Source organism: Marinobacter sp., assembly GCF_041690455.1.
Taxonomy (GTDB): domain Bacteria; phylum Pseudomonadota; class Gammaproteobacteria; order Pseudomonadales; family Oleiphilaceae; genus Marinobacter.
Genome location: NZ_JAWLHI010000036.1, coordinates 15,998 through 42,311, shown reverse-complemented (window position 1 = coordinate 42,311; position 26,314 = coordinate 15,998). Strand labels below are relative to the sequence as shown.

Below are 26,314 nucleotides of genomic sequence, written 5' to 3'. Positions count from 1 at the left end.
GTTGGAGGGGGATGGGATTGAAGATGGGGTCAGATGAAAGATTTCATCAGACCCCTGAGCATGGCCTTGGGGTCTGAAGAAAGCCTTCTTCTGACCCCGATTTTAACCGAGAGCTGAGGGTGAGGTGAACTTGGGGTCAGATGAAGGTTTTCATCAGACCCCTGAGGCTGAACCGACCCCGTTTTCACCAGGTCACCCTCCCGGGTCACTCCGGCTTATAAAGACGCTGGATACTGGAGAAATCCAGCTCGCCGTTGCCCTGTCCGGCGTGCAGCTGGAACAGGTTGCGGGCCAAAGCACCCATGGGGATGGAGGCCTGGTTCTTGACGGCGTTGTCGAAGGCCAGACCGAGATCCTTGGTCATCAGGTTGACCAGGAAGCCGCCCTGGTAGTCGCGGGAGGCGGGTACGCCTTCCATGACGCCCGGCCACGGGTTGTAGACGTTCAGGGCCCAGTTGCCGCCGGAGCTCTGTTTCATGATCTCGGAGAGCACAGCAGGGTCCAGGCCGTTCCGCACACCCAGGGCCAGTGCTTCGCTGGTACCGGCCATCAGAATCGCCAGCAGCATGTTGTTGCAGATCTTGGCGACCTGGCCGGAGCCGTGGGGGCCGGCGTGGAAGATGTTCTTGCCCATGGCCTCGAGGATCGGCTTGGCACGGTTGAAGGTGCTTTCCTCACCGCCACAGATGAAGGTCAGGGTGCCGGCTTTGGCGCCACCGACGCCACCGGAAACCGGGGCATCGATGAAATCCAGCCCCTTGTCAGTTGCAACTTCCGCCACTCCACGGGCCGTTTCCGGCGCGATGGTGGAGGAATCGATGACCAGCGTTCCCTCAGGCAGCTTGGCCAGCAGGCCGTCGTCGCCGAGGTAAACCGCTTCCACATGCTTGCCAGCCGGCAGCATGGTGATCACGCACTCCGCGCCCTGAGCGGCCGCTTCGGCGGTGTCCGCGGTTTTGGCGCCCTCACCCACCAGTGCTTCGACGGCCGCTTTGGACAGGTCGAACACCGTCACATCGTGGCCGGCCTTGACCAGGTTTGAGGCCATGGGACCACCCATGTTACCCAGACCGATGAATGTAATCTTTGCCATATCTCTTCCCCTTGTTGTTGTATTCCGATGAGTGGGCCGCGGCTCACCGCGGCCAATCCGGCAATCAGTTGAAAAAGTCGTCGATCCAGTCGCTGTCCATTTCTTCCAGCGAGGCGTAACGCCAGCGGGGCTGCAGATCCTTGTCGATCAGCAGTGCCCGGATACCCTCGGTAAACTCGCCCTTCTTCAGGCAGTTGCAGGACAGCACCAGTTCCTTGTCCAGCACTTCCTTCAGGCTGTCGTGCCGGCAGCCATGCAGGTGCCGCCACACCAGCGCCAGGGATGTGGGCGAGGCATTGCCAAGCCCCTTGGTAACCTTACCCATCCAGTCCTCACGGCTGCCCAGTTCGGTCAGCTGATTGACCACCTGTTCCAGGGAGTCGGCATCGGTCACCCGGTTGATCTCGTCAAAGTGCTGGCGAACCGGAGACTCAGGCAGGGCGTCCTGGCTGTGCTGCTCGAACTGCCGGAGCACCCGGCCAACCACGGCGTGGGCATTGTCATCGCGCCATTCACTCGCTGTGAGCGCCTCGATTACCCGCTCCTTGAGGCTGTGCTTAACAAACCGGTCTGCCATACCCACGAACAGAGCGTCGGAGGCGTTGATCCGGGCTCCGGTCAGGCCAAGAAACAGGCCGGTGCGCCCGGGCATACGGTTGAGGAACCAGCCGCCGGCCACATCGGGGTAGAGGCCGATGTTCACCTCGGGCATGGCCATTTTCGAGTTCTCGGTCACCACCCGGTGGGAGGCGCCGACCATGAGCCCGATACCGCCGCCCATCACGATCCCGTTACCCCAGCAGATCAGGGGCTTCGGGAAGGTATGAATCTGGTAGTCCAGTTCATACTCCTCGGTGAAGAAGCGTTCACCCTCAGTGGCGTTGCCCGGTTCGGTCATACTGCGGTACAGGGAGACAATGTCACCACCGGCGCAGAACGCCTTGTCGCCCTCGGCCTCGAGCCACACCGCACACACCTGCGGGTCCTTCGCCCACCGCTGGAGCTGGGGCTTGAGCAGGTGAATCATGTCCATGGACAGTGAGTTCAGGTTTTTCGGAGTGCTCAGCCGGGCCACGGCAATCATGGCACCGTCCGCGGTTTTCCACTCCTCAAAGACAATCGGTTGATCGCTCATAACAGTCCTCGCCCCGGCGGTTACCGGTTCTTCCACTGCGGCTTGCGCTTTTCAAGGAATGCGTTCACGCCTTCCCGCTGGTCTTCGGTATAGAACAGCTCCACGAACAGCTCCCGCTCCATGCGCCAGCCATCGCTGTGGCTGCGACCATCCCGGGCACTCATGATCAGGTTCTTGCAGCGGGCCACGGCAGACGGGCTCTGTTTGCACGCACCCTCGGCCAGCTCAAGCGCCTTCTCCAGGCCCTTGCCGGCGGGCACCACTTCCTCGACCAGGCCAATTTTCAGGGCCTTGTCGGCATCAACGCGTTCACCGCACAGAATCATACGCTTGGCCCAGCCCTCACCCACCAGCCAGGGCAGGTTCTGGGTGCCGCCGGCACAGGGCAGCAGGCCCACACTGGCCTCCGGCAGCGCCATCTGGGCGTGCTCTTCGGCAATGCGGATATCACAGGCCATGGCGCATTCCAGGCCACCACCCATGGCGTAGCCGTTGACGGCGGCGATGGAGACGCCGCGGAAGGCGGTCAGTGCGGCGAAGGCCTGACCGAAAAGCTGGCCCATGTAGTTGGCATTCGCCTTGTCGCCGTCGGCGAAGGATTTCAGGTCGGCACCGGCGGAGAAGAATTTTTCACCCTGGCCGGTAACGACGAGGGCGAAGATGTGCTTGTCCTCGTTGAGTTCCTCGATGGTTTTGGTCAGAGCTTGCAGGGATGCCGCCGTCCAGGTGTTGGCCGGCGGGTTGTCGATGGTCAGGATTGCGATGTGTCCGCGTTTTTCGAGCTGGATGAGGTCGCTCATGTTGTTTTCCCTTCCTGAAGATGGGTCAGATGAAGGCTTTCATCTGACCCCGGGTTTTGACTTTGGGGTTCGGCTTGAACATGGGGTCAGATGAAAGCTTTCATCAGACCCCTTTCGGGCCCCAACTCTGGGGTCTGAAGAACGCTTTCTTCTGACCCCGTTTTCGCGTTCAACTCACTGAATCGCCTCAGCCACGCCGTCGTCCAACAACCGGCGGGCGATGATCAGGCGCATGATCTCGTTGGTACCCTCCAGGATCTGATGCACCCGCAGATCCCGGACATAGCGCTCCAGCGGGTATTCCCGGATATAACCATAGCCACCATGGAGCTGCAGCGCCTCATTGACCACGTCGAAACAGGCGTCGGTGGCGAAGCGCTTGGCCATGGCACAGTGCAGGGTGGCTTCCGGGTCGCCGCTGTCGAGCTTGAACGCACCCAGGCGCACCATTTGCCGGGCCGCCACCAGGTTGGTGGCCATGTCCGCCAGCTTGAACTGCAGGGCCTGGAAGGCCGCCAGGGGCTTACCGAACTGCTCGCGCTCGTGCATGTAGTTGCGGGCCCGCAGCAGTGCGGCCTGGGCACCGCCCAGTGAGCAGGTGGCGATATTGAGGCGACCGCCGTCGAGGCCCTTCATGGCGATGGCGAAGCCGTCACCTTCCTCGCCCACCCGGTTACTGGCGGGAATGCGCACATTTTCCAGGCTGACCAGGCGGGTCGGCTGGCTGTGCCAGCCCATCTTGTCCTCGTTCTTGCCGTAGGAAACGCCCTCGGCATCGGCGGGAATCACAAAGGTGGAAATGCCTTTGGAACCACTATCGGCATCGCCCGTCCGGGCCATCAGCACCAGGATGTCGGTACTGCCGGCGCCGGAGATAAACATCTTGCTGCCATTGATCACGTAGCTGTCGCCATCGCGAACGGCCTTGGTACGAAGGCTGGCCGCATCGGAGCCGGCACCGGGTTCGGTCAGGCAGTAGGAGGCCAGCCATTCGCCACTGGCGAGTTTCGGTACGATCTCCTGCTTCAGATCATCGGAAGCAAAACTGGCCACCATCCAGGTCGCCATGTTGTGAATGGTGATGAAGGCAGCGGTGGACGGGCAGGCTGCCGCCAGCTCCTCTACGATCACAGAGGTATCCAGCCGGGAAAGCCCCATGCCACCCAGGGATTCCGGGGTGTAAAGGCCCATGAAGCCCATCTCGCCGGCTTCCTTCATCACGTCGACCGGGAAGATGTGCTCCTCATCCCATTGGGCGGCATGGGGGGCCATGGATTTCTCGGCAAAGGCCCGGGCCGCATCCCGGAACGCCAGCTGGTCTTCGGTCAGGTTAAAGTCCATTACCAGGCTCCTGTCATGTCAAAAGGGTAAAAAGAAGGGGCCGGAAAAGATTCCGGCCCAAGACCTCACCCTCAACGCTTTAACGAAGCTGAATGGAGAAATTGGCTTCAGAGGAGGTCGCTTCACTGGAGAACCAGCGGGACGTTACCGTCTTGGTCTCAGTATAGAAGCGAACTGCCTGCTTGCCGTAGGCGTGCTGGTCACCGTAGAAGGAGCCCTTCCAGCCGGTGAAGGAGAAGAACGGCAGGGGCACCGGAATGGGGATGTTCACACCCACCTGGCCCACGTCGATTTCATGCTGGAAGCGACGGGCCGCACCACCGTGGTTGGTAAAGATAGAGGTACCGTTACCGTAGGGGCTCTGGTTGATCAGGTCGATCGCCTCACCCAGGTTGTCCACGTTCACACAGGACAGTACCGGCCCAAAGATCTCTTCCTTGTAGATGTCCATATCCGGAGTGACTTCGCTGAACAAAGTCGGTCCTACCCAGTTACCGTCCGGCAGGCCGTCAACGGTGCAGCCGCGACCGTCCAGCATCAGCTTGGCGCCCTGGGCCTCACCAGTGGCAATCAGGGACTCGATACGGTCCTTGGCCTTGGCGCTGATGATCGGGCCATAGCTGGCGCCGGAATCGTTCCAGGCACCCGGACGGGCCTTGGCCATGGCTTCTTTCAGTTCCGGAATCCACTGCTGGGCCTCGCCCACGAACACGGCAACGGAAATCGCCATGCATCGCTGGCCGGCGGCACCGACGGAGGCACCCACCAGAGCGTTGATGACCTGCTGCTTGTCCGCATCCGGCATGATCACCATGTGGTTCTTGGCACCGGCAAAGCTCTGTACGCGCTTCATGTGGCGGGTGCCGGTTTCATAGATATAGCGGCCAACCGGAACAGAACCGACAAAGGAGATGGCCTTGATGGTCGGGTCGGTCAGCAGGGTATCAACCTGTTCCTTGGCACCGTGGACCACCTGCAGGACGCCCTTTGGCGCACCAGCTTCCTCGAACAGCTCGGCCAGTCGCATCGGGGTCAGCGGATCCTGCTCGGACGGCTTCAGAATGAAGGTGTTACCGCAGGCTATGGCCATCGGGAACATCCACAGCGGAATCATGGCCGGGAAGTTGAACGGGGTGATGCCCGCACAAACGCCCAAAGGCTGGATCCAGGAATGGGTATCCACTTCACGGGCCACGTTCTCGACGGTCTCGCCCATCATCATGGAGGCCACGTTGGCGGCGTGCTCGACTACCTCAATGCCGCGCCAGACATCGCCCTTGGCGTCGTCAAAGGTCTTGCCGGTTTCCTGGGACAGAATCTCGGCGATTTCATCGTGGTGTTCTTTCAGCAGCGCCTGGTAACGGAGCATGACCCGGGCCCGCTCGGAAACCGGGGTTTCCTTCCAGGTCTTGAACACCTCACCAGCGTTGTCGATGGCCTTGCGCATTTCCTCTTCGGTCGCGCACGGCACCTTGGCAATCACTTCGTTGGTGGCAGGATTGGTGACGTCGATCCAGTTGCTGGTCTGGCTCTGGACGAATTCACCGGCAATGTACTGGGGAACATTCTTCATGTTGGAATCCCTGGTTTGTTGTTATGTGGGAACAGCCTCACCCGTCGGGGTTCGGCCACGATTGGAAAAATCCTAGCACGAGGTTTGGCCGGAGGTGATTGACTAAATTTCGCCCATGATGGATTATTTTTCGATGAGCACACTTCCGAACAGCAAATCCACAGCACAAACCTCACAATGGCCGGTGCCACCGGACAGCGTCCGCTATGTGGTACCAGAGCCCATCGTCCGCCTGCTGGCCAGCCATCCACTGACCCGGGAACTCTACCCCCTGGCCTTCGGGCACTATCGCAAGGCCGCCGGCCACCACATGCACCGGGAGCACCATCGCGACAATCTTTTGATCTATTGCACCGAAGGGAAGGCTTTCCTGAACGTCGCGGGAGAGCCCTATACCGTGGAGGCCGGTGATTTACTGTTGCTGCCGGCCGGGGCCAGCCACCGCTATACCGCCGACCCGGATAATCCCTGGACCATCCACTGGGTGCATTACACCGGCCCGCTGGCCGAGGACTTCCGCAAGTACATGGGGTTTGGTGACTCTACCCGCATCCGGCACCTGGGCCGCCAGCCCCGGCTGCTGGTGGATTTCAATGGCCTGCTTTCGGTACGGCAGACCGGCTTCCGAACCCGCGGGCTGATCCATGCCGCCAACCGCCTGCGTCAGCTTCTGGCGGCGGTACCGTTGAATGCGGACGAGACCAGCCACGAACGTCAGTCCGAACTGGACACCATCCACAACTACATGCGCGAGCATCTGGAAGAGCGCCTTACCCTTGAACAACTGGCGGATCTGGCGGGCCTTTCTCCCGCGCACTTTGCCACCCGTTACCGGGAGCAGACCGGCACCTCGCCGATCCAGCATTTCCTGCACCTGAAAGTGGAACGAGCCTGCCAGATGCTGGACACCACCGGCCTGAGCTTTGCCGACATCAGCCGCCGGCTGGGTTACGACGATGCCTACTATTTTTCCCGCCTGTTCAAGAAGGTAATGGGCCAGTCGCCGAGGGATTACCGGCACACGGCCCGTCACTGAAGGCCAGAGTGGAGAGGCAGCCCGCCTACGACTTTCGTTGAATACGCCGAACCGTTACTCTGGAGTCATCGCCAATAACAAGAGATTGCGCCATGGCACAGTACAAGATTGAAATCGACGAAACCTTCGATATCCCGCGACGACGAGTGTTCGCCCTGTTTGCCGACCACCAGCGCTTCGGAAAGCTGCTGGGGGCTCCCATCAAGCGGATCCGGGACAGCGACCAGGCCGACCCCAACGGTATCGGCTCGGTCCGCAAGATCGGCATCGGCCCCATTGGCCTTGAGGAAACCGTCCTGAGCTTCGAGCCGGAAACGCTGATCGAATACACGGTCACCAGCATGAGCCCAATACGCAATCACCTGGGCCGGATTCGCTTCGAGGATACTCCGGACGGCCAGACCCGGGTGCATTACACCATCAGCTTCGAGGACATCGTGCCGTTCACCGGCAAAGTGGTCTCCAGGGCTCTGGAACAGGGAATTCGCCGGGGTATCAAGCGGGTGCCGGATCTGGCCTGACACCCCGGTCGGCAACAAACCGTTACTTGATGAATGTCACAGAATTGACCTGAGGCAAAAATTTGCATTTATCAATTCTGTAATCTTCCGCCAGGTTTGCAATATCCGGCTAATCGGCCGAAAACAAAATCCTGGCGGGAGACAGTAATGGCAGCAGAGCCCATTGTCCTGTTCGATGACGGACACCACAAATGCCTGATGTTCGATTCCCTGGTAACCGGTGAGGGCGTCCAGTCCAACCAGTTCCTGGTCGTTGATGGCAAGCACGAAGCGCTGATCGATCCGGGCGGAGACCTGACTTACACCCCCCTCTCCGTGGCCGCGTCGCGCTACATGAACATCAAGGACATGGACTATGTCTTTGCGTCCCACCAGGATCCGGACATCATCGGCGCCATCGATCGCTGGATTGTCCACACCCGTGCCAAGATCGTCACCTCGCGGCTGTGGGCCCGATTCCTGCCGCATCTGGTTTCGACCTATGTGACCAACCAGCTCACCGGCAGCGTTTATGACCGGATCGTCAGCATCCCGGATGCCGGCGCCAAGGTGCCTTTCGGCGATTCCTACCTGACTTGCCTGCCGGCGCACTTCATGCATTCTGTCGGTAACCTGCAGTTCTACGATCCGGTGTCGAAGATCCTGTTTTCCGGCGATCTGGGCGCCTCGCTCGGTGGCGAGGACGATCACAAGCCGGTTCAGGATTTCGATCGCCATATTCCCAGCATGATTGGCTTCCACAAACGCTACATAGCCTCCCAGAAGGTCTGTCGCCTCTGGGCCGACATGGTTCGCGGACTCGATGTAAGCATGATCGTGCCCCAGCATGGAAAGCGTTTCGAGGGTCCCGAGATGGTGGAGCGGTTCCTGAACTGGGTCTCGGATGTTCCCTGCGGCATCGACCTGATGGGCCCGGACAATTACAGGCCACCAAACGACTACATCTGATCTCCCCGGGCGGTGGCCCTGTCGCCGCCCGTTTCCACGCCGAATCGGCACAATAGTATTAAACCTGTCCCCAGAACGTTTTGTTGAGTAAAATCCGGCGTTTTCCTGAATAGCAAGAAGAGGCAGGTCAGATGGGCAGAGCCTACCAGAACCGAAAAGAGTCCATGGCCAAGACGGCTGCGGCAAAAACCAAGGTCTACAGCAAGTACGGCCGCGAAATCTACATGTGCGCCAAGTCAGGCGGCATTGATCCCCAGGCCAACCTGACGCTGCGGGGCCTCATTGACCGGGCCAAGAAAGACCAGGTGCCCAGCCACGTCATTGAGAAGGCCATCGACAAGGCCAAGGGCGGTGGCGGCGAGGACTACTCTCCGGCCCGGTATGAAGGCTATGGCCCCGGCAACTGCATGGTCATCGTGGATTGCCTCACCGACAACCCCAACCGCACCTTTGGCGATGTCCGGCTGGCCTTCACCAAGACCAAGTGCAAGATCGGCACCCCGGGCGCCGTTGCCCACATGTTCGACCACTGCGCGATTTTCGCCTTCACCGGCCAGGACGAGGAAGCAGTGCTCGAGGCCCTGATGGAAGCGGACGTGGACGTGACCGATATCGAGAACGAGGACGGCCGCATCACTGTATTCACACCGAACACGGAATACGCCAAGGCCAAGCAGGCCCTGGAAGCAGCCTTCGAGGGCATCGAGTTCGACGTGGACGAAATCCAGTTCCTGCCAAAAACCACCACGCCGGTGGAGGGCGACGATGTGGCCATGTTCGAGAAATTCCTGGACATGCTGAACGAACTGGACGATGTCCAGAACGTTTATCACAACGCCGAAGTCAGCGACTGACCGGCCGGGATGACGGCCCCGTTACCGGGGCCTGTCGAATACCTGCGTCCAGTAATTCGGGTAATCGGCAGTCCGGCTGTCGACCCTGAAAACGGCAACGCCGGTGAACCGGCTGTCCATGATGTTCCGGCAATGCCCCGGGCTCTCCAGCCAGCCGGTCATGACCGATTCCACATCGTCAAAACCCGCGGCAATGTTCTCGCCGACCACGGACCACTCGTAGCCGGTTTCGGTAACACGATCTCCGACCCGCAGACCGTCCGATCCGGTGTGGCTGAAGAAATTGTTCTGCGCCATGTCATTGCTGTGCTTGCTCGCCGCCCCTTCAACCGGACAGTTGTAGACCAGCGGCTCAACTGCCGGGAAGAACTCGGATCCGCACTGCCGGCCCTGGCTGCGCGCCGCGTTGACATACTCCAGCATCGCCGCCTGATATTCCTGCACCTCGCAGCCATCCACCAGGATCGTGACAGGCTCTTCAGGGGCAGACCGGTTCCGCTCGGTGCTGTCCGACACAGCCGAGGCCGATGACTCACCGCCACCGGATCCGCCGCCACAACCGGCAATCAGAACTGTCGAAAGAACGAAAAACAACAACCTTGAGGATGTACTCATTGAACTAGGGACCGCCATTCCGGTTAAATTGTGAAAAAGTACGTAAATTAACGAAGGGTTCCCGGGATTGGATCCACGAAACTACATTTCCTTACAAAGCTTGCCCAAACCGACATGTATCCATTCACCCTGAACGACCAGTGAACTGACAGATGGCAAACCCACGAGTGTTAATTCTGAAAACCGGGACCACCTACGCGGATATCCGCGCCCGATTCGGTGATTTCGACGATTGGTTCATCAAAGGCCTTGCCACGGAACTGGACCTTACCGTGATGAATCTCCCCCACGGCGAAGAACCGGGAGATCCATCGCAGTGGGACGGCATTGTAGTGACCGGCTCGCCCGCCATGGTCAGTGACCGGGAAGACTGGAGTGAAAACGCAGCGGCGTGGCTGGCGAAGGCGGTGGGCGCCGGTGTCCCGGTGCTGGGTGTATGTTACGGCCACCAGTTGCTGGCCCATGCCCTCGGCGGTGAGGTGGGCTACCACCCGAAGGGCCGCGAAACCGGCACCAGGATCGTCGAACTGTTCCCGGAGGCTGGGCAGGATCCCTTGTTCAACTCGATGCCCCGGCGCTTCCGGGCGCAACTGACCCACAAGCAGTCGGTCCTGAGACTGCCGCCTGAGGCCGTGCTCCTGGGCAAGTCCAATTTTGAACCCCACCAGGCGTTCCGGGTGGGCGAATGCGCCTGGGGCGTGCAGTTCCACCCCGAATTTTCCGATGCCATCATGCGGGCCTACCTGGAAGTCCAGGCACCGGATCTGGACCGGGAAGGGTCGGATGCGCAGACATTGCTCAGTGAAGTCGCGCCGGCTCCCGAGGCAAGCGGGCTTCTGCAGCGCTTCTCCGAGCTGGTTTTGAAGAGGCAGGCCTGACGGGCGGAAGACTGCCGGTCAGTCGAGGATGTAGGCGGTCTTCTCCAGGGTGTTCTCATCCTCATCGATAAACCGGAACTCATTCCAGCCGACCCGGATCATGTCGTTACTGTTGAGCCGTTGCCTCCCCTCCACGCGGAGGTCGTTCACGAAGGTTCCATTGGTGCTGTTGCTGTCGACAATATAGAAATCAATCGTGCCCTCGAGGTAGGCATTGGGTGACGCTTCAATGACAGCGTGCTGGCCGCTCACTGAAATCTCGTCGATACGGATGTCATTGTCTGGTTTCCGTCCGATCCGGGTCAGGGGTTGTTCCAGCTCAAAGGTGTGGACCACCACGTTGTCCACCAGCTGTGAAAGTGATGCCATTCTCGTATTCCTCAGTCCTTCAATATCATTAAAACAACAGAGACGTTGTCTCCGGCGCCGTTTTCAAGGCTCTGGTCTATCAGCGCCTGCACAGCATCATCTGCCTCCGCGACTTGCTCGATGATTTCGGCCCACCGGGCCTCCGGCAGCGCTCCGGTAAGCCCGTCGGAACACAACAGCAGCCCTTCCCCCGGTGCCAGCTCCTGCACCCGGAAGCTGGGCGTGGCGTCGTCGGAGGCGCCCACGGCCCGGGTGAGCACGTTCCGGAACGGCACCCTCGGGGCTTCGGCTTCGCTGATGCTGCCATCCTCGATCATGTTCTGGACCACGGTGTCGTCCCGGGTCAGGCACCGGGGGCCCGTGTCCGCGATCAGGTAACAGCGGGAATCACCGATATGGGCGATAAAGGCGGTGCTATCAATGACCCAGACCACCACCAGGGTCGTGCCCATTTTTTCCAGCCGGGCGTCCTTCGCCTGTTCCTCCTGTATCCTCGCCGTAGCGAGAGCAAAGGCGGCGTCCAGCCGTTCCCGGACCGCCACCGTATCCAGAACCACCGAAGCTGACAGCGCGGGCAGTAACGAATCCAGCACCGCCGCCACCGCATGCTGACTGGCGAGCTCACCGCCCTGGTGGCCGCCCATACCATCCGCCAGCACCAGCAAAACCTGGCGGCCATCATGGCCGCGCCGCCACTCCACCCTGTCCTGATTGGTCTGGCGGACCGCCCCTACGTGGGAGTCGCCAGCAATGTCATAGTCCATCAGGAGGTCACCTCCCTTGCCTCGCGCTGTGCCTGGCGTCTGAGTGCTTCGGCCATCTCGAAAGCGGTGGCAAAACGTTTGTCAGGCTCACGCTGGATCGCCTTGTTGATCAGCCTGACCACACCGTTGGGCAGATCCGGATTGAGCGAACGGGCACTGCGCGGGCGCTTGTTCAGGATCTGATAGGTCAGGTTGGCCAGGGTGTCCCCCTGGTATGGGGTTTCCCCGGTCACCAATTTGTACAGGGTAACCCCGAGGCTGTAGATGTCCGAGGCTCTCGTCACTTTCTGCCCTTTCAACTGTTCCGGGGACATGTACAGGGGACTACCCATCACGCTTCCGGTCCGGGTGACGGAATCATCAGCGATCCGGGCGATCCCGAAATCGGTAATCCGGATGTCACCGCTGTCAGGATCGTAGATCAGGTTCGCCGGTTTGATATCCCGGTGAATGATCTTCTGCTCGTGGGCATAGGCCAGGGCATCCGCCACCTGTGCGACCACATCCAGTACGGTCGCCAGCGGCAAAAGCCGGCCGGCCCGGCCAAATTCGCTCAGGGGCCGGCCCCGGGCGTAATCCATTGCGATATAGGCCAGGTCCGCCTCTTCTCCTACATCGTAAACGGTGACGATGGCCGGATGGCTGAGCCGGCCTGCGGCTTCCGCCTCACGAAAAAAGCGGCTTTTGAGAGCCTGTAACTCCTCACCTTCAAAGGCCTGGTAGCTCAGTGTCTTGATAGCGACGGTGCGGGCAATGGCCGGGTCCCGGCCCAGGTACACCACCCCCATGGCGCCCCGGCCCAGTTCCCGCTGGATTTCATAGCGCCCCAGCGTGGGCCGGCTGACCGACTGGTCCGGCATCACCAGGGTCTGGGTAGCGTCGAAGCTGCCGGCTGCCGCTCCTGCCGACCCGGAGGCAAGATTCTCCAGCGCGGCCAGGCGTTCGGCTGCATCGCAGAATTTCTTCTTGCGGGAGACGATGGCCTGGTAGGTCTGTATCGCCTTGTCGTACTGACGCTTGCGCTCCTGCTGCAGGGCAATACGGTAGCGCAGATCCAGGCTCTCCTCCCCTTCGGGACAGCGGGCGATAGCCCCTAGGGCTTCATCCGTATGCCCCTGGTCCAGCAATAGCTGGCCCAGCTTCAGCCGGGCCTCCCTTGCGTTTTCCGTAAGCGACCGGATCTGCCGGTAGGGCTGTAACCAGAACAGCATGATCACATACCCGACCGCCAGCAGGGTGTTGATCTCTCCCAGGGGTAGCCAGAGGTTGTGATAGAACATCAGCGCCGCCTGAAGCACCAGCAGGCCGCCGCCCAGCAGCAGCGTAACCGGTAACGAAACAGCGGCACCCATCCGGGGGATGGCAAAGACCAGGTAGCCCGCGGTTACTACCAGGCCGGCATCAACCGCAAGCCGGCCCCAGACCGGCAGATCGAGACCACCGGACTCTTCAGAGCCCAGAAATGCGAGGAGCTCCCTGTCCAGCAAAGCCACCCAGGGGATCTGCTCGCCGGCCACGATAAAGACAGCCGCAAGGGCGACCACGAGCGAACGCAGACTGAACAGGCTCGATAACGGATGTGATAATGGATTCACAGGCAACTTCGTTGTAAATGATTGATCCGGCTAGTTTAGAAAGCGAACCGATGATGGGACAGTTGCCGGCCGGCGTTTTTTGTAAGGGTTTGTTTACCTGAGAGCGGGGTCACGTATAGTAGAGTTTAAAAAACCTTGAGCATCAGGGCCCCAGCCAATGACTACGGCAATACACACGCGACCGATCAGTGAGCGCATCGACTGGCTGATGGAGCTCAGCCGCAAACACTCCGCAAGCTTCTGCAGCCCTGACAACTATCTGTCCCGCCAGCGCTACCTGGCAGAACACGACACCCTGATCATTGCCATGAAGTGCATGGACGGGCGCATTCACCTGCCGTACGCGACGCAGACTCCTCTGGGTGTCATTCATCCGTTCCGCAACCTCGGGGGCATCTTCGAACTTGGCTGGCCCTACCTGGGTGACTTGCTGGCAGACACCGTGCAGGAAGCGGTCAAGCAAGGCCGGCGCGCCCTGGTCATTATCACTTACCACTTTTCACGGGGACATCGGGAGCGCGGCTGCGCCGGTTTCGACTGCGACACCAACGAGGCCCGGGCCCATGCCTTCAGGATTCGCGACCAACTGGAAACCCTGTTCGGCAGGGATCACCAGACCGTCTATCCACTGGTCTGCGGTTTTGAAACCGACGAGGATGCGCTGATTCTCCATGGCCGGCACGAGCATACCCTCGACCTGGCTCACGCACCCCTGGACAGTATCGACACCGTGGATGCAGAGATCGCAGCGCTCTGCCCGGACATGCCCGCACCGGTTCAGCGGGACCTGCTGCCACTGGTTCAGGGCAACATCCGCCATATCCACAAGATCCGCCAGAGTGACCGGGAACTGGATATCGAACACCGGGAGTGGGTGATCTGCCTCGGGCGCGGCTTCGATTTCCTGCATGCGCCCAACCTGGCCCTGATCATTGGCCCGTATAGCCCGGATCTGTCCCATCCCATCCGCCAGGCCGCCGGCATCATCCAGAACAACATGGACAGCGGCCGGATTCCCGATGACGGTTTTTTACTACTCTCGTCAGCACCCTATACGGAACCCGGCCCCCAGAAAGCGCGTGCTGTTCTCAAGTCGGACTTTCTGGGGAACTTCGCAGCCGGGGTAATCGAGGAGGCTTTTCCCCAGCTTGCGAGCAAGATGATTCGACGGTCGGCGATCCTGCACTGGCCCGAACGGCGCCTTGAAGTCCGGCGACCATGACAATTTTGTATGTTGAATGAATACATATCTGAACCTACTGTTTTAGGGAACAACACAAGAAGGAGCCTGGAATGTCCGAGATACGTAATTATCTAAAGCAGGTTTCACTGGTGATGGCCGTACTCATGGCCATGGCCACTACCTTCTCCACCACCGCCCATGCCGGCATGGTCGGAACCGGAGAAATCATCCAGCAACAACAGGTGGAATTGGACCGGCAACAACTCCTGAACATGCTGGAAAAACAGGAAGTGCAGGAGAAGCTGGCCGAGATGGGCGTGAGCAAGGATCAGGTGGCGGATCGCATCCAGAACCTGACACCAACCGAGCTGGCCGATTTCGAGCAACAGCTGGCAGAAGCGCCCGCCGGCCAGGATGTGGTGGGGATCATCGTGCTGTTCCTGCTGGTATTCATCATCACCGACATGCTGTGTGCCACGAACATCTTCTCGTTCATCAACTGTATCCGCTGATCGAACGTTTTGATGTATCGACTGAGGATTGCCAGCAGGATCCTGACCCTGACCGGGCTGGTCCTGCTGGCAGGCTGTGCCTCCACTCCGCCCTGGCCGGAACCTGAATCCGAAGCTGGCAAGCCCGTACTGCCCAACCATGTTCTTCTGGAAGATGTGCCCTTCTACGCCCAGGAGAAATACCAGTGTGGCCCCGCCTCCCTGGCCATGATGCTGAACAGCCAGGGACTGGAAACCGACCCTGAAGTGCTCAAGGAACTGGTGTACATTCCCGCCCGGGAAGGCTCGCTGCAGGTTGAGATGGTGGCGGGTGCCCGTTCACACAATATGGTCGTGTACCCGCTGGAGCCGAAACTCGAGGCCGTTCTCGAGGAAGTCAGTGCCGGTAACCCGGTGCTGGTCATGCAGAACCTGCTCATCGACTGGTGGCCCCAATGGCATTTCGCGGTTGTGGTGGGCTTCGACAGTGACGATGAAACCATCATCCTGAACACGGATACCCGCAAACACCACGCCATGCCCTACAAGGCTTTCCATGCCACCTGGAGCCGGGCCGAGCGCTGGGCTGTCGTGGTTCTGCCTCCGGAGCAGATACCCGCCACGGCAGAACCCCTCACTTTCCTCAGGGCCGCGCACGACCTGGAGTCCACCGGGCATACCCGGGCGGCACTCAGTGCCTACCAGACCGCGGAGCAAACCTGGCCGCAACAACCGGCGCCCATCATGGCCCAGGGTAATCTGGCCTACGGCCAACAGCAGTGGTCCGGGGCGGTGGTCCATTTCAGGCGGGTGGTAGAGCAATTTCCGGACTACGCCGAGGGCTGGAACAATCTGGCGTATACCCTGGATCAGGCGGATTGCCCGGTACAGGCAACAGCCGCGCTTTCCTGCGCCCGGAGCCTGTCACCGGAGCGGTTTGGCAAGGAAGAGGCAGCCTTCGGTACCGGGCAAACCGGCGACGGCGAGAACTGCCCGGCGCTGCCATCCTGCCCGGTATCCACGCAGTGAAGAGGCCGGTGATTATCGGCCTTTTCTCAGCAGCACCACATCCTTCACGGGAACTTCCAGCGCCCAGCCATACTTCCGTGCCAGCCATTCAAACGTAGCCTGCCGGTAGAACACCACATGGGTCGGATCCCGGCGGTAGTGCCAGTTATCGAACCGCTCATCGTCAGTCTGGAAACAGGTCATGATGCCCAGCCAGCCGCCTGGCCTGAGTAACCGGTCCAGCAGATTGAAAACCTCGGCGGGCTCGTACAGATGCTCCACCACTTCGGTACAGGTAATGAAATCGTAGGTTCGGTCCAGACTCGCCATATCCGGGTGGAAGAAGGGATCGTAGAGCGCCATGGCAAAACCGGCTTCTCTCAGCATTCCGGCCAGGGCCGGGCCCGGCCCGCAGCCAAAATCCAGCCCCTCTGCCCCGGCTGGCAGCCGTTCCGTCAGCGGATCGACGAGTTTCGCAAGAAATCGCCGGTAGCCTGCGTCTTCCGGGTCGTTTTCATGGAGTTCGTAGATCTGCTTTTCTTCGCCTGCGGTCATCCGGGATTGCGGCGCCATGATGGTCGCCAGGCAGGTGGGGCACCGCAGGTAGACCTGCTTGCCGATCTGCCGGAAAAATTCCGGATGCCTCTCGAGACAGACCGGGCAACGGGACAGTTCGGCGCTGACCATGGTCAGTCCAGCCCCGCTGCAGACCGGAACGCCTGATCGAATTCCTGGCGGTCGGGCTCAACCGCGCTGATCAGCTCGATCCGGGTCAGCTCACGGGGCTCGGACGGCGATACCGATAATGCCCCATCCACCATGTTGATCGCCCGCCAGCCGTCCAGGGTGTGCACCACGGCCTTGAACCTCACAATACGGTCATCCATGGCCAGGGCCATCAACAGGTTTTCATCGAACACCAGTTTCGGGTGAACCCGCCAGCCAAGACTGTAATGCCCCTGCCCCCGGTTACTGACCAGTTGCCAGGGTTCCTCGTCGATATCCGGTAACGGGGCAGCAGCCTTGCCATGGTGGTGATGGTGGGCATGGGGATCGCTCACGTCTCTTGGATCTGCCTTACCATCCAGCCAGGAAGGTGACAGGTGGCCATACCGGGTATGGAACACCTGCTGCTTGGCGGGCTCCAGGGCTGCGGCCCACTGGTCAAAGTGCGCAAGCTGGGCGTCGGTACACAGGTCGGTCTTGTTGGCCACGAGAATATCGGCGGCGGCGACCTGGTCCCGGAACTGCACATTGTCCAGTACCCGCGGATCTTCCAGCTTGCGCGGATCGACCAGGGTAATCACCGGGCCGATCGCCAGGATGTCCCGGTAATGCTCGCTGGTCAGGGTCTCCAGAATCTGGGAAGGATGGCCCAGCCCCGTCGGTTCTATCAGCAGCCGGTCCGGTCGGGCCTTCTGGATCAGCTGGTTCAGGCCGATCTGCATGGGCAAACCTGCCACGCAGCACATACACCCGCCCGGTATCTCCCTGACAAACGCCCCCTCGTTCTCCAGCAGCGCACCATCGATGCCGACTTCGCCGAATTCGTTGACCAGTACGGCCCAGGTTTCGTGTTCCGGCTTGTGGCGGAGCAGATCGAGAATGGCGGTGGTCTTGCCAACACCCAGGAAACCCAGGATCAGGTTGGTTGGAATGGGGTGGGAAATGTCCGGCATCAGTTAGGGGCCTCGAAATTGTTATAATATAACAACCTCGCTACAGGGTTGACCAGCCTCGATTCACTTGCCGACTTTCACCAGCCGGTCGAGCCGGAGCCGCTCGCGCTCGTCAAACAGCCGGCGACTGCCCCAGGACACAGCCATCAGGGCACCAAAACCGGTGCCGACGGTGATGATGAGCATCACCAGGATCTGATACTTCACGGCGACCGCGGGTGGACTGCCGGCGAGGATCTGGCCAGTCATCATGCCGGGCAGGCTGACGATGCCGGCGGCGGCCATGGCATTGATAGACGGCATCATGCCTCCTCGCATGGCATCCTTGCGGATATCCTCCACCGCCTGACGCCAGGTCTGCCCGAGCATCAGCCGGTTCTCGATCACCGCCCGCTGGTGCCAGACGGATTCGTTGAGGCGGTCCAGGCTCAGGGCCACCCCGGTCATGGTGTTGCCCAGCATCATGCCCAGCAGGGGGATGGCATATTGAGGGGTATACCAGGGCGATGGACCGATAATCACCGTCAGGGCCAGTATCGTGACGGCAAAGGAGGAAACGAACATTGCTCCCGTACCGATGCCGAACGCCCAGATTCCCCGCAACCGCCGTTGCTGACGGGCCATCACTTCCCTGCCAGCCACCAGCAGCATGACCGTGGCCAACAGGGCAATCCAGTACAGCCTCGCCGACGCGAACAGCGCTTCCAGGACCAGCCCGATCAGGGCCAGCTGGATGCCGGTACGGGCACTGGCGATGAGCAGGCTGCGGGTGATACCCAGCCTGGCCCAAAGGCTGACGCCGGCAAGCGCCAGAACCAGCAAGGCGGCCAGCCCCAGCTTCCACCAGGCAAGATCAATGACTTCCATTCAACCACTCCAGCTGCGATCCGTTGATGCGGTAGTGGTGATTCGCCACCCGGCGGATCTGTCCCTGATCATGGGCCACCCAGAGCACGGCCAGGTTCCGGCGCTGGATTTCATCCAGCAGCCAGGCTTCCACCGCACCCGTCATGTCTTCATCCAGGTTCGCCGTGGGCTCGTCCAGCAACAGGGCTTCCGGCGCCATTGCCAGCGCACGCCACAGGGCCAGGCGCTGGCGTTCACCGGAGGACAGCCGGCTCACCGGCCAGTCCATCACTCCGGGAGGAAAACCGAGAGCTTCGGGCATGGTGTGGCGGGCATTCTCGGCGAAGTGGGCGCCGACCTCATCAAACCACCACTGGCTGTCCGCCGGAATCATCACCACCCGTTTGCGCCATTCGTGGGCCGGCAAGGAACCCTGTTCGGCATCATCGAGGTAGATCCGGCCGTCATGGGGTTCCAGATCGGCCACTGCCCGCAGCAAACGACTCTTGCCGCTTCCGGAGGCACCTGAGATGCAGACCACCGCCCCGCTTCCGACCTGCAACGAGACTTCTTTCAGGGTGCCAACCGATACCGTGTCCAGGCGTAGCTCACTCAAATCCGGGACTCCGGTGATCAGGGTTTGTGCTTGCTGCCGAGAAAGCGGCGCATCAGCCCCTCGGAAAGGAAAACATGTGCCAGGGCGGGATACGGCAGGTAATGCAGGAACAGGGTTGCCAGCACCACGGCATCAAAGCCCTCGCCCAGGAACAGCCAGGCTGCAAAGGCGGCAAACAAGGCCCCGAGGAAACCGCCATAGATCCAGAGCAAGCGGGATTTTTCTTCGTCCATAGGCATGCGTTCCAGGGCCCTGGCCACTGAAAAGCCCATGTAGGCGGCAATGGCCGCGGCAATGATCAGCGAGGCCAGCAGGCCACTGAAACCGAGCAGGAACCGGCACAGGTAGTTGGCAAGAAAGAACAGGACAATGCCTGTGATCGCGACAATGGTAATCCGGGTTTTTTCCATGGAGCCCCTGAACTTGTTGTTTTAAAAGCGGATTGGCCAGCGGCCATAGTCGGTCAACAATATGGCAGAGACCGGCTTCGAGTACCAGCCACAACCGCCAACCGGGACTATTCGCCCCGCCAGTTCACGCTGTAGAGATCGTGCCGGCGATCCTGCAGGTTCTTCACCGTTCCACTGTTCCGGGCAGTGATCAGGGTCTCCGGCCGCAGGTCTGCGAACGCCACCGTCTCGACATTGGGCTCAGTATCCGCCGCGATGCCGTCGCGGGCAAAGGGGAAGTCACAGGGGGTCAGGATGCAGCTCTGGCCGTACTGGATCTCCATGTTCGGCACGTTGGGCAGATTGCCAACATTGCCGGACAACACCACGTAGACCTGGTTCTCCACGGCCCGCGCCTGGCAGCAGTAGCGGACCCGCAGGTAACTCTGGCGTTCATCGGTGCAGAACGGCACGAAGATAATACTCACCCCCTGATCCACCAGGTGCCGGGCCAGCTCCGGGAACTCCGCGTCATAGCAGATCAGCACCCCGATCGTGCCGCAATCGGTTTCAATGGCATTCACCCGGTTACCGCCCCGCACGTTCCACCAATAGGCCTCATTGGGTGTCGGGTGAATCTTCGGCTGTGTATAGACCCGGCCATCCCGCAGGAAAACATGGGCCATGTTCCGGATGGTGCCATCCTCCTCCCGCACCGGGGTGGAGCCCGCCACGATGTTGATGTTGTAGCGTAGCGCGAGATCCCGCATCAGCTCACGGTAGCGTTCGGCGTAGTGGGTGACCGCCGAGAACGCCTCCGCCGGGCTGCCGCCACGGGCCTCGATGGACAGCAACTGGAGGGTGAACAGTTCGGGAAACACTACGAAATCGCCCTTGTAGGTGGAAACGACATCCACGAAGTAACGGACGATCTCGCTGAACTCATCGAACGAAGCCACGGGCCGCTGCTGGTACTGGACGGTGCCGATGCGCACGGTATCCGGCATTCGGTGCCCGTAACGCTTGCGCTTTTCGTCCTGGCCGCTCTGGGGAACCTTGGGATTTCGCCAGACCAGGTGAATGCCATAGCCCATGGAATCATGGTCGGCGTCCAGGTAATGGGGAATGATGTCGTGGATCTCGAAGCCCTGATGCATCTGGAACGAAAGCACCGGGTCCTTCTGTTCCTTGTTTCGGACGGCATCGACATAGGCCTCCACCGTGCCGTATTTCTTCAGTTTCTGGCGCAGGGTAGGCAAACGCCCGGCAAACACCACGCCCTGGAGGTTCAGGGTCTGGCACAGGTTTTTTCGCTCGTTATAAAGGCGCTCGCCGATCCGGTACCCCCGGCACTCCGGATCAACACACACCTCCATACCGTAAAGCCAGTCGCCCTCCGGGTCATGACGGGAGGCGTAACCGTTGCCGGTGATTGACGTCCAGTCATGACGGGCCAGGGCCACCTCGCCGGCAATCCGGAACGTGGCACAATAGCCCACCACTTGGTCCCCGAGCATGGCGACAAACTGCCCTTCCGGGAAGGTATTGATCTGCCCGGTCAGCGGTCCCTTGGTGTAGCCGTACATGCCGGTGCCCTCGTAGACCCGGTGGCTCAGGTCGATGATACCGGGTATATCATCAAGGGTGGCGTTGCGAACAAACAGGCGCTGGTCGGGATCGGAAAAAGGTGGGCACATACATACCTCGAAGCAGGCGCGGAAATGCGCGGGGACATGCACTCATATTTGGTCGGGCTGATCCGTTTCGTCAAGCGGCGGCTGCAGCGGGAAACGCTGGATCACGGTATATACCGATCCTCCGGCTCCCGGGGCGCTTTCGAACAGGACAAACTCCGTCACCGGGAGCACCCCGAATCGGTCCTGCCCATGCTCTTCCAACAGGCTCACAATCGAGGCGGCCTGCTTGCGGAACCGGGACACTGTGATATGTGGCCGGAACCCGCGGTGCTCCGTCTCGAAACCGGCAGCCGCCACCTGGGCGGACAGCTGATCATACAGCTCCGCCACCGGTGCCTCCGGGGAGACCCCGGCCCAGAGGTTCCGGGGGTGTTCCGGGCGGCCAAAGGCACCCAAGCCCGTCACTTCCACCTCGAAGGCGGGCGTGGAGACCAGGGAGGCTGAGTAGCTCAAGGTCTCCAGGTCCTCATCCTTCACGCTTCCGATAAAGACCAGGGTCATGTGCAGCTGGTTGCGGCTCTGCCATCGGGCTCCGTTGATCGGAGTCTTGAGCGCCAACAAGCGCTTTTTGACCTCTGACGGGATTTCCACCCCGAAAAACACCCGGGGCACGGCTCAGTCCTCGTAGATCATCTTGCGGGTCATACCGCCATCCACCACATAGTTCTGGCCGGTGATGAAACCCGCTTCGCCGGAAATCAGGAAGGCCGCCAGGCTGGCAATATCCCGAGGCTCTCCCACCCGACCGGCGGGGTGCTGACGGTGATCGCTCTCCGACAGTGGCGGAGCCTTTTCCTCCTTATCCTGCCACGCACGGGTGTCGATCCAGCCGGGGCTGATGCAGTTGACCCGAATCTCCGGCCCCAGGCTCATGGCGAGGGCGTGCGTCAGGGCAACGATGCCGCCCTTGGTAGCGGCATAGGCCTCGGTGTCGGGCTCCGACTGCAGGGCCCGGGTGGAGGCGATGTTGACGATGGCGCCGCCGTTCGTCCGGAGATGGGGCACCGCATGCTTGGTGACCAGGAACGGACCGGTCAGGTTCACATCCAGTCGACGCTGCCAGACAGCCAGGTCCAGCTCCTCAACAGGCCCGTTCTCCGGGCCGGCCAGCCCGGCGTTGTTGATCACCGCATCCAGTCGGCCGTGCCAGTCGGTCGCCGCGCGGATCATGCCGGCAACTTCCGCTTCACTGGCCACATCGGCCTGGAAATACCGCACCTGGTCGCCTAGCCGTTGCTGCAACCATTCACCCTGCTCCCGGTCAACATCGCAGAAGGCCACCTGCCAGCCACGGTCGGCCAGGAACTGAACCAGGCCACGCCCAATTCCCCGGGCTCCGCCGGTTACCAGGGCCACTCGGGCTTCGTTTGTCACAGTGACCTCCGCTTACCAGGGCAGCTCATCGCCATTGCTGTGCCAGAAGGAGCCGGTGTTCTCCAGGTTCAGGTTGGCGATCCGATCCGCCAGCCCACGGGCCGATTCCTCGGGCGTGATCATCCCCCCGAAGTTCACCATGCGGGTCTTCACATAGCCCGGATGCAACTGGGCAACGGCAATGCCCTTGGGCTTCAGGTCCACCGCCAGGGACTTGCCGAAAGCGTTCAGGGCCGCCTTGGAGGCGCGGTAACCATAACGGCCGCCGGAATCGTTGTCGGCAATGGAGCCCATGCGGCTGGTGATGTTAGCGATCTTGCCGCCCTCTTCAATCTGCGGAACCAGTGCCTCGGCGACCCGCAGCGGCGCGTAGGCGTTGATCTCCATCTGCTTGCGGATGGAATCGAAATCGATGCTGCCGAGCTGCTCGTCCTGCAGCAGGCCGGCATTGTTGATGAGCAGCCGGATCTTCTTGCCCGCCAGGGCCGATTTCAGTTTTTCGATGCCGGCGTCGGTGGTGACGTCCACCCCGTCGATGACCTCGGAGGCCACCTCCGCCAGCTCATCGGAAGACTGCCGGCACACGCCAATCACGTCGCCGCCCTCACGGACATAATGCCGTGCCAGTTCCAGGCCGATTCCCCGGTTGGCACCGGTAATGACAACTACTCCGGATGCAGACATGATTCCTCCGTTTCACTATTGGATTCAATTGGTTGGATCAGTAGATCTGGACGAGTAGCCACACTGTAACGATCAGTGCCAGCAGAAACCAGCGGGCGTACTGGTCGGGTTTGTCCTCATCCGGGGATGAAGCGGTTACTGTGGAGCCTCCCTCTTCGTATTCCCGGATCAGCTCGCGGGCCCGGTAGAGGTCTTCATCATCCACATGGACATTGCTGAAACCGGCCGCACCGATTTCCCCCAGAGCGCCCTGCAGGTAATGGCCGCCAACGTGGGATTCGATACCATGGACCTCCAGAAACCCGGCTACAATGTGTGCTTCGGTAATGTCCCGGGCCCGATAGGCTATTTGCAAAGGCCTACTCCTTCTGTGACATTCAGGGGCAGCACCCGCCCGTTTACGCGGTTATGATTTCAGCATAGACCCACCCGCTCCAGGGAGCCATCAAGGATACGCAGTGGATATTATCTGGATTGTTCTGGCCATCGTGTTGCTCATCGTGGCCGCCACCTTTTTCCTGTTCAGAATTGAAGACCTGTCCCACCTGGACGACAAGGATTACCCGGTGCGGGAAAGAATCCCGAGCGAAGGTCATCAACAGGTTCTGGGACAGCTCCGGGAGCTGAGGGAAGCCGCCAAAGATTTAAAGGGCAAGGCCCGGCTAATGGCCCTGCGTCAGCACATGGACACCCTCAGTGAAGGCATGGAGCTGGTATCCGAGTTCCGGCATAACGAGGAGCCACGCGGTGAATGGGTCATTGCGCCGGGCGTCGATACCCGCCGGCGTGTGCTCTATATCCATGGAGGAGCCTGGGCGGCGGGCAGCCCCAGAAGCCACCGGACCATTACCGACCGGTTCTCCAGGCTGGCCAATGCCGCAGTTTTCGCCGTGGATTACCGGCTAATGCCGGAACACCGTTTCATGGACGGGATACGGGACTGCCAAAGGGCCTACAGCTGGCTCCTGGATCACGGACCGGACGGTCGGGAGCGCGCAAGCTTCATCGTGGTGGCGGGAGACTCCGCCGGTGGCAGCCATACCCTGAGCCTGTTGGCCTGGGCGAGGGATAACGGGCTCCGGCAGGCCGATGCGGCGGTTGCCCTGGCGCCCTCGACAGACCTGACCCTGACCGCTCCCAGCAACCGCAATAACATTCCCACCGACCCGTTGCTGGGCCCGGTGTTTGGCGGTCTGGCCAAGATTCCGTTACCGATTATCTGGTGGGGAACCCTGGCGGCATTACGGGTATCACCCACCAACCCGGTCGCCTCCCCACTACGGGGCAGTCTCGCCAACCTGCCGCCGACCCTGATCCATGCCAGTGATACCGAAATGCTGCTGGATAACGCCCGGCGCTACGCGGCCAAGGCCCAGTCCGAAGGATCCGTGGTGGAGCTCCATACCTGGCCAGGCATGGTGCATGTATGGCACATTTTTGGGGACATGCTCCCGGAGGCCGAGGAAGCGTTCGAGGACATCCGGGAATTCCTGGCCGATGTCGAGGCCGGCAAGAGCGAATAGGTTGCCCCATGTGTGGACGGTTTACCTTTTACACGCCACCGGAAACCCTGATTCTGGAATATTTTCCGGAAGGCTTGGAGGTGGATGGCCAGTTTGGCCCCAGCTACAACATCACGCCCGGGGTGGGTATCCCCATGATCCGCATGACCATGAACGGCACCCTGATTATGGCCCACTCCCACTGGGGCTTCCGTCCGGTCTGGGCCGGCGAGAAAGCGCCCTCTCCCATCAACGCACGGGCTGAAACCGTAGCCACCTCAAAATACTTCCGGGAGGCCTTCGCCCACCACCGCTGCCTGATCCCCGCCAACGGCTGGTATGAATGGATGGCAACGGATCATGGCAAGGAACCCCACTACGTGACTCCCAAGGCTCCAGACAGTGACCCGGCCATCTTCTTTGCCGGCGTCTGGACACCGATGGAAGGCGATGAAACCACCGCCTGCGCCATCATCACCGAACCAGCCCACGACGCGTTGAAACACATCCACGACCGCCAACCCGTGGTGCTTGATCCCGGCTGCCTGCGGGACTGGCTCAACCCGGAACTCACTGGCCGCGGCGAGATCCGGGCGGCAACCCATCGTCTGCCTCCGGAGCGTCTGGAGGAATACGCAGTCTCCCAGGCGGTCAACAATCCCCGCCATAACGATCCGGAGCTTTTGAAGAGGGAAAAGTAGACCGGGATCGGCCTGCTATTTTCGCACCCACTTGTCACCGACCCGGACAAACTGGCCGGCAGGAGTCTTTTCCACTGCTTTCTTGCCGGCAACAGCCTCCACTTCGGCAACCGGAATATTGTGCTTCGCGGCAATGCGACTGTATTCCTGGCGCCGGGCCTCGTTGATGGCGTCAACGATCTCCCGGGCATTGCCGTCAGCCTTGACCACTGCCAGATAGCCTGTTGGCGTCTCGCCCACCAGCCCGGATTGCTTGGCGCTATCGAGCTGCTGCTTGGCCTCGTCGAGACTCATGGCGAGCGCTGGCAGACTCAGACACAGGGCCAACAGAAGCACGCCGAATTTACTGAACAATCTCATGATTCTCTCCCCGTTGAAGCGTCCACGACCATCAGAACAGGCCCTGGTCTTCGAACAACTCGTCCACTTCCTTATCAACTTTCACATAGATCTCATGCTGGATCTTGACGTTCAGGTTGACGGTAATGGGCTCCTTTGGCGCCGCCATCTGCACTGTTGGCGTGCAGGCTGCGGACAGCAAGGCAATAGTGACTATCACAGCCCCCTGTCGTACCTGGGCGGCGCCGGGAAATGTCCGGCTCTGCGCTTTCATAGATTTCCC

General features: G+C 60.8%; 31 protein-coding genes. 10 read left to right on the top strand and 21 right to left on the bottom strand.

The annotated features are described in order from the left end of the window. Positions 1–205: 205 nt before the first annotated feature. From mmsB to ACESMW_RS10695, 5 genes are all read right to left on the bottom strand, one after another. Positions 206–1,093 (bottom strand): 3-hydroxyisobutyrate dehydrogenase, encoded by an 888-nt coding sequence (gene mmsB, locus ACESMW_RS10715; RefSeq protein WP_372987034.1) that lies wholly within the window; start codon positions 1,091–1,093, stop codon positions 206–208. Between the two features lie 64 nt (positions 1,094–1,157). Then, positions 1,158–2,228 carry an enoyl-CoA hydratase/isomerase family protein gene (locus tag ACESMW_RS10710; RefSeq protein WP_372987033.1) on the bottom strand — a complete coding sequence of 357 codons (1,071 nt, stop codon included), beginning with the start codon at positions 2,226–2,228 and terminating at the stop codon, positions 1,158–1,160. A gap of 20 nt (positions 2,229–2,248) precedes the next feature. Beyond that, the gene (locus tag ACESMW_RS10705; RefSeq protein WP_372987032.1) at positions 2,249–3,028 is read right to left on the bottom strand and encodes an enoyl-CoA hydratase; all 780 of its coding nucleotides are present in this window, start codon (positions 3,026–3,028) and stop codon (positions 2,249–2,251) included. Between the two features lie 174 nt (positions 3,029–3,202). Next, positions 3,203–4,369, bottom strand: a complete 1,167-nt coding sequence (locus ACESMW_RS10700) for an acyl-CoA dehydrogenase family protein (RefSeq protein WP_372987031.1) — start codon at positions 4,367–4,369, stop codon at positions 3,203–3,205. Positions 4,370–4,448: 79 nt separating this feature from the next. Next, entirely contained in the window at positions 4,449–5,942 is a 1,494-nt protein-coding gene (locus ACESMW_RS10695) for a CoA-acylating methylmalonate-semialdehyde dehydrogenase (RefSeq protein ID WP_372987030.1), read from the bottom strand. Positions 5,943–6,057: 115 nt separating this feature from the next. Between ACESMW_RS10695 and ACESMW_RS10690 the strand changes: the two genes are divergently transcribed. From ACESMW_RS10690 to ACESMW_RS10675, 4 genes are all read left to right on the top strand, one after another. Then, entirely contained in the window at positions 6,058–6,978 is a 921-nt protein-coding gene (locus ACESMW_RS10690) for an AraC family transcriptional regulator (RefSeq protein ID WP_372987029.1), read from the top strand. A gap of 92 nt (positions 6,979–7,070) precedes the next feature. Next, complete coding sequence (locus ACESMW_RS10685; protein WP_372987028.1) at positions 7,071–7,499, top strand: SRPBCC family protein; 429 nt, start codon at positions 7,071–7,073, stop codon at positions 7,497–7,499. Between the two features lie 147 nt (positions 7,500–7,646). Beyond that, positions 7,647–8,447, top strand: a complete 801-nt coding sequence (locus tag ACESMW_RS10680; protein ID WP_372987027.1) for an MBL fold metallo-hydrolase — start codon at positions 7,647–7,649, stop codon at positions 8,445–8,447. A gap of 131 nt (positions 8,448–8,578) precedes the next feature. Continuing rightward, entirely contained in the window at positions 8,579–9,301 is a 723-nt protein-coding gene (locus ACESMW_RS10675; RefSeq protein WP_343815812.1) for a YebC/PmpR family DNA-binding transcriptional regulator, read from the top strand. Between the two features lie 21 nt (positions 9,302–9,322). On the opposite strand, the gene ACESMW_RS10670 is transcribed toward ACESMW_RS10675, so the two are convergent. Continuing rightward, the gene (locus ACESMW_RS10670; protein ID WP_372987026.1) at positions 9,323–9,916 is read right to left on the bottom strand and encodes a CAP domain-containing protein; all 594 of its coding nucleotides are present in this window, start codon (positions 9,914–9,916) and stop codon (positions 9,323–9,325) included. A 152-nt stretch (positions 9,917–10,068) separates the two neighbouring features. Here ACESMW_RS10670 and ACESMW_RS10665 point away from each other — a divergent pair, with 152 nt between their 5' ends. After that, on the top strand, positions 10,069–10,794 hold the full coding sequence (locus tag ACESMW_RS10665; protein WP_372987025.1) for a glutamine amidotransferase: 726 nt from the start codon (positions 10,069–10,071) through the stop codon (positions 10,792–10,794). Between the two features lie 18 nt (positions 10,795–10,812). On the opposite strand, the gene ACESMW_RS10660 is transcribed toward ACESMW_RS10665, so the two are convergent. Genes ACESMW_RS10660 through ACESMW_RS10650 form a run of 3 tightly spaced genes read right to left on the bottom strand, consistent with a single transcriptional unit; the run spans position 10,813 to position 13,522 of the window. Then, complete coding sequence (locus tag ACESMW_RS10660; protein ID WP_372987024.1) at positions 10,813–11,163, bottom strand: FHA domain-containing protein; 351 nt, start codon at positions 11,161–11,163, stop codon at positions 10,813–10,815. Positions 11,164–11,174: 11 nt separating this feature from the next. Further along, positions 11,175–11,927, bottom strand: coding sequence for a PP2C family protein-serine/threonine phosphatase (locus tag ACESMW_RS10655; protein WP_372987023.1), 753 nt, complete (start codon positions 11,925–11,927; stop codon positions 11,175–11,177). Further along, positions 11,927–13,522, bottom strand: a complete 1,596-nt coding sequence (locus ACESMW_RS10650; RefSeq protein WP_372987022.1) for a serine/threonine-protein kinase — start codon at positions 13,520–13,522, stop codon at positions 11,927–11,929. Before ACESMW_RS10650 ends, ACESMW_RS10655 begins: the two co-directional genes overlap by 1 nt. A gap of 157 nt (positions 13,523–13,679) precedes the next feature. On the opposite strand from ACESMW_RS10650, the gene ACESMW_RS10645 reads away from it, so the two are divergent. The 3 genes from ACESMW_RS10645 to ACESMW_RS10635 all read left to right on the top strand — a co-directional run bounded on the left by ACESMW_RS10645 (position 13,680) and on the right by ACESMW_RS10635 (position 16,225). Further along, on the top strand, positions 13,680–14,744 hold the full coding sequence (locus ACESMW_RS10645) for a hypothetical protein (RefSeq protein WP_372987021.1): 1,065 nt from the start codon (positions 13,680–13,682) through the stop codon (positions 14,742–14,744). Between the two features lie 71 nt (positions 14,745–14,815). Next, entirely contained in the window at positions 14,816–15,217 is a 402-nt protein-coding gene (locus ACESMW_RS10640; RefSeq protein ID WP_372987020.1) for a PA2779 family protein, read from the top strand. 12 nt (positions 15,218–15,229) lie between these two features. Next, positions 15,230–16,225: a PA2778 family cysteine peptidase gene (locus ACESMW_RS10635; protein WP_372987019.1), complete on the top strand. Its 996-nt coding sequence runs from the start codon at positions 15,230–15,232 to the stop codon at positions 16,223–16,225. 12 nt (positions 16,226–16,237) lie between these two features. On the opposite strand, the gene ACESMW_RS10630 is transcribed toward ACESMW_RS10635, so the two are convergent. The 10 genes from ACESMW_RS10630 to ACESMW_RS10585 all read right to left on the bottom strand — a co-directional run bounded on the left by ACESMW_RS10630 (position 16,238) and on the right by ACESMW_RS10585 (position 23,844). Continuing rightward, entirely contained in the window at positions 16,238–16,891 is a 654-nt protein-coding gene (locus ACESMW_RS10630) for a class I SAM-dependent methyltransferase (protein WP_372987018.1), read from the bottom strand. 2 nt (positions 16,892–16,893) lie between these two features. Beyond that, positions 16,894–17,883, bottom strand: coding sequence for a CobW family GTP-binding protein (locus ACESMW_RS10625; protein WP_372987017.1), 990 nt, complete (start codon positions 17,881–17,883; stop codon positions 16,894–16,896). Positions 17,884–17,946: 63 nt separating this feature from the next. Continuing rightward, positions 17,947–18,750, bottom strand: a complete 804-nt coding sequence (locus ACESMW_RS10620; RefSeq protein ID WP_372987016.1) for an ABC transporter permease — start codon at positions 18,748–18,750, stop codon at positions 17,947–17,949. Continuing rightward, positions 18,737–19,345: an ATP-binding cassette domain-containing protein gene (locus tag ACESMW_RS10615; protein ID WP_372987015.1), complete on the bottom strand. Its 609-nt coding sequence runs from the start codon at positions 19,343–19,345 to the stop codon at positions 18,737–18,739. The genes ACESMW_RS10620 and ACESMW_RS10615 overlap by 14 nt, the downstream gene beginning before the upstream one ends. 17 nt (positions 19,346–19,362) lie before the next feature. Then, a complete protein-coding gene (locus ACESMW_RS10610; RefSeq protein WP_372987014.1) occupies positions 19,363–19,755 on the bottom strand; it encodes a hypothetical protein in 393 nt (130 codons plus the stop codon). Positions 19,756–19,862: 107 nt separating this feature from the next. Then, positions 19,863–21,431: a carbon-nitrogen hydrolase family protein gene (locus ACESMW_RS10605; protein WP_372987013.1), complete on the bottom strand. Its 1,569-nt coding sequence runs from the start codon at positions 21,429–21,431 to the stop codon at positions 19,863–19,865. 42 nt (positions 21,432–21,473) lie between these two features. Then, positions 21,474–22,043, bottom strand: coding sequence for an RNA 2',3'-cyclic phosphodiesterase (thpR, locus tag ACESMW_RS10600; protein ID WP_372987012.1), 570 nt, complete (start codon positions 22,041–22,043; stop codon positions 21,474–21,476). Between the two features lie 3 nt (positions 22,044–22,046). Further along, positions 22,047–22,805: a glucose 1-dehydrogenase gene (locus ACESMW_RS10595; protein WP_372987011.1), complete on the bottom strand. Its 759-nt coding sequence runs from the start codon at positions 22,803–22,805 to the stop codon at positions 22,047–22,049. 12 nt (positions 22,806–22,817) lie between these two features. Continuing rightward, positions 22,818–23,489 carry an SDR family oxidoreductase gene (locus tag ACESMW_RS10590; RefSeq protein WP_372987010.1) on the bottom strand — a complete coding sequence of 224 codons (672 nt, stop codon included), beginning with the start codon at positions 23,487–23,489 and terminating at the stop codon, positions 22,818–22,820. A gap of 37 nt (positions 23,490–23,526) precedes the next feature. Next, positions 23,527–23,844 (bottom strand): DUF2007 domain-containing protein, encoded by a 318-nt coding sequence (locus ACESMW_RS10585; protein ID WP_372987009.1) that lies wholly within the window; start codon positions 23,842–23,844, stop codon positions 23,527–23,529. Between the two features lie 109 nt (positions 23,845–23,953). On the opposite strand from ACESMW_RS10585, the gene ACESMW_RS10580 reads away from it, so the two are divergent. Both ACESMW_RS10580 and ACESMW_RS10575 read left to right on the top strand, forming a co-directional pair. Further along, positions 23,954–25,012, top strand: a complete 1,059-nt coding sequence (locus tag ACESMW_RS10580) for an alpha/beta hydrolase (protein WP_372987035.1) — start codon at positions 23,954–23,956, stop codon at positions 25,010–25,012. Positions 25,013–25,020: 8 nt separating this feature from the next. Then, entirely contained in the window at positions 25,021–25,692 is a 672-nt protein-coding gene (locus ACESMW_RS10575) for an SOS response-associated peptidase (RefSeq protein ID WP_372987008.1), read from the top strand. A 15-nt stretch (positions 25,693–25,707) separates the two neighbouring features. Here the strand turns inward: ACESMW_RS10575 and ACESMW_RS10570 are convergent, their stop codons facing one another. Both ACESMW_RS10570 and ACESMW_RS10565 read right to left on the bottom strand, forming a co-directional pair. Continuing rightward, positions 25,708–26,052 (bottom strand): YdbL family protein, encoded by a 345-nt coding sequence (locus ACESMW_RS10570; protein WP_372987007.1) that lies wholly within the window; start codon positions 26,050–26,052, stop codon positions 25,708–25,710. Between the two features lie 31 nt (positions 26,053–26,083). Continuing rightward, positions 26,084–26,305 (bottom strand): YnbE family lipoprotein, encoded by a 222-nt coding sequence (locus tag ACESMW_RS10565; RefSeq protein ID WP_372987006.1) that lies wholly within the window; start codon positions 26,303–26,305, stop codon positions 26,084–26,086. Positions 26,306–26,314: the final 9 nt, after the last annotated feature.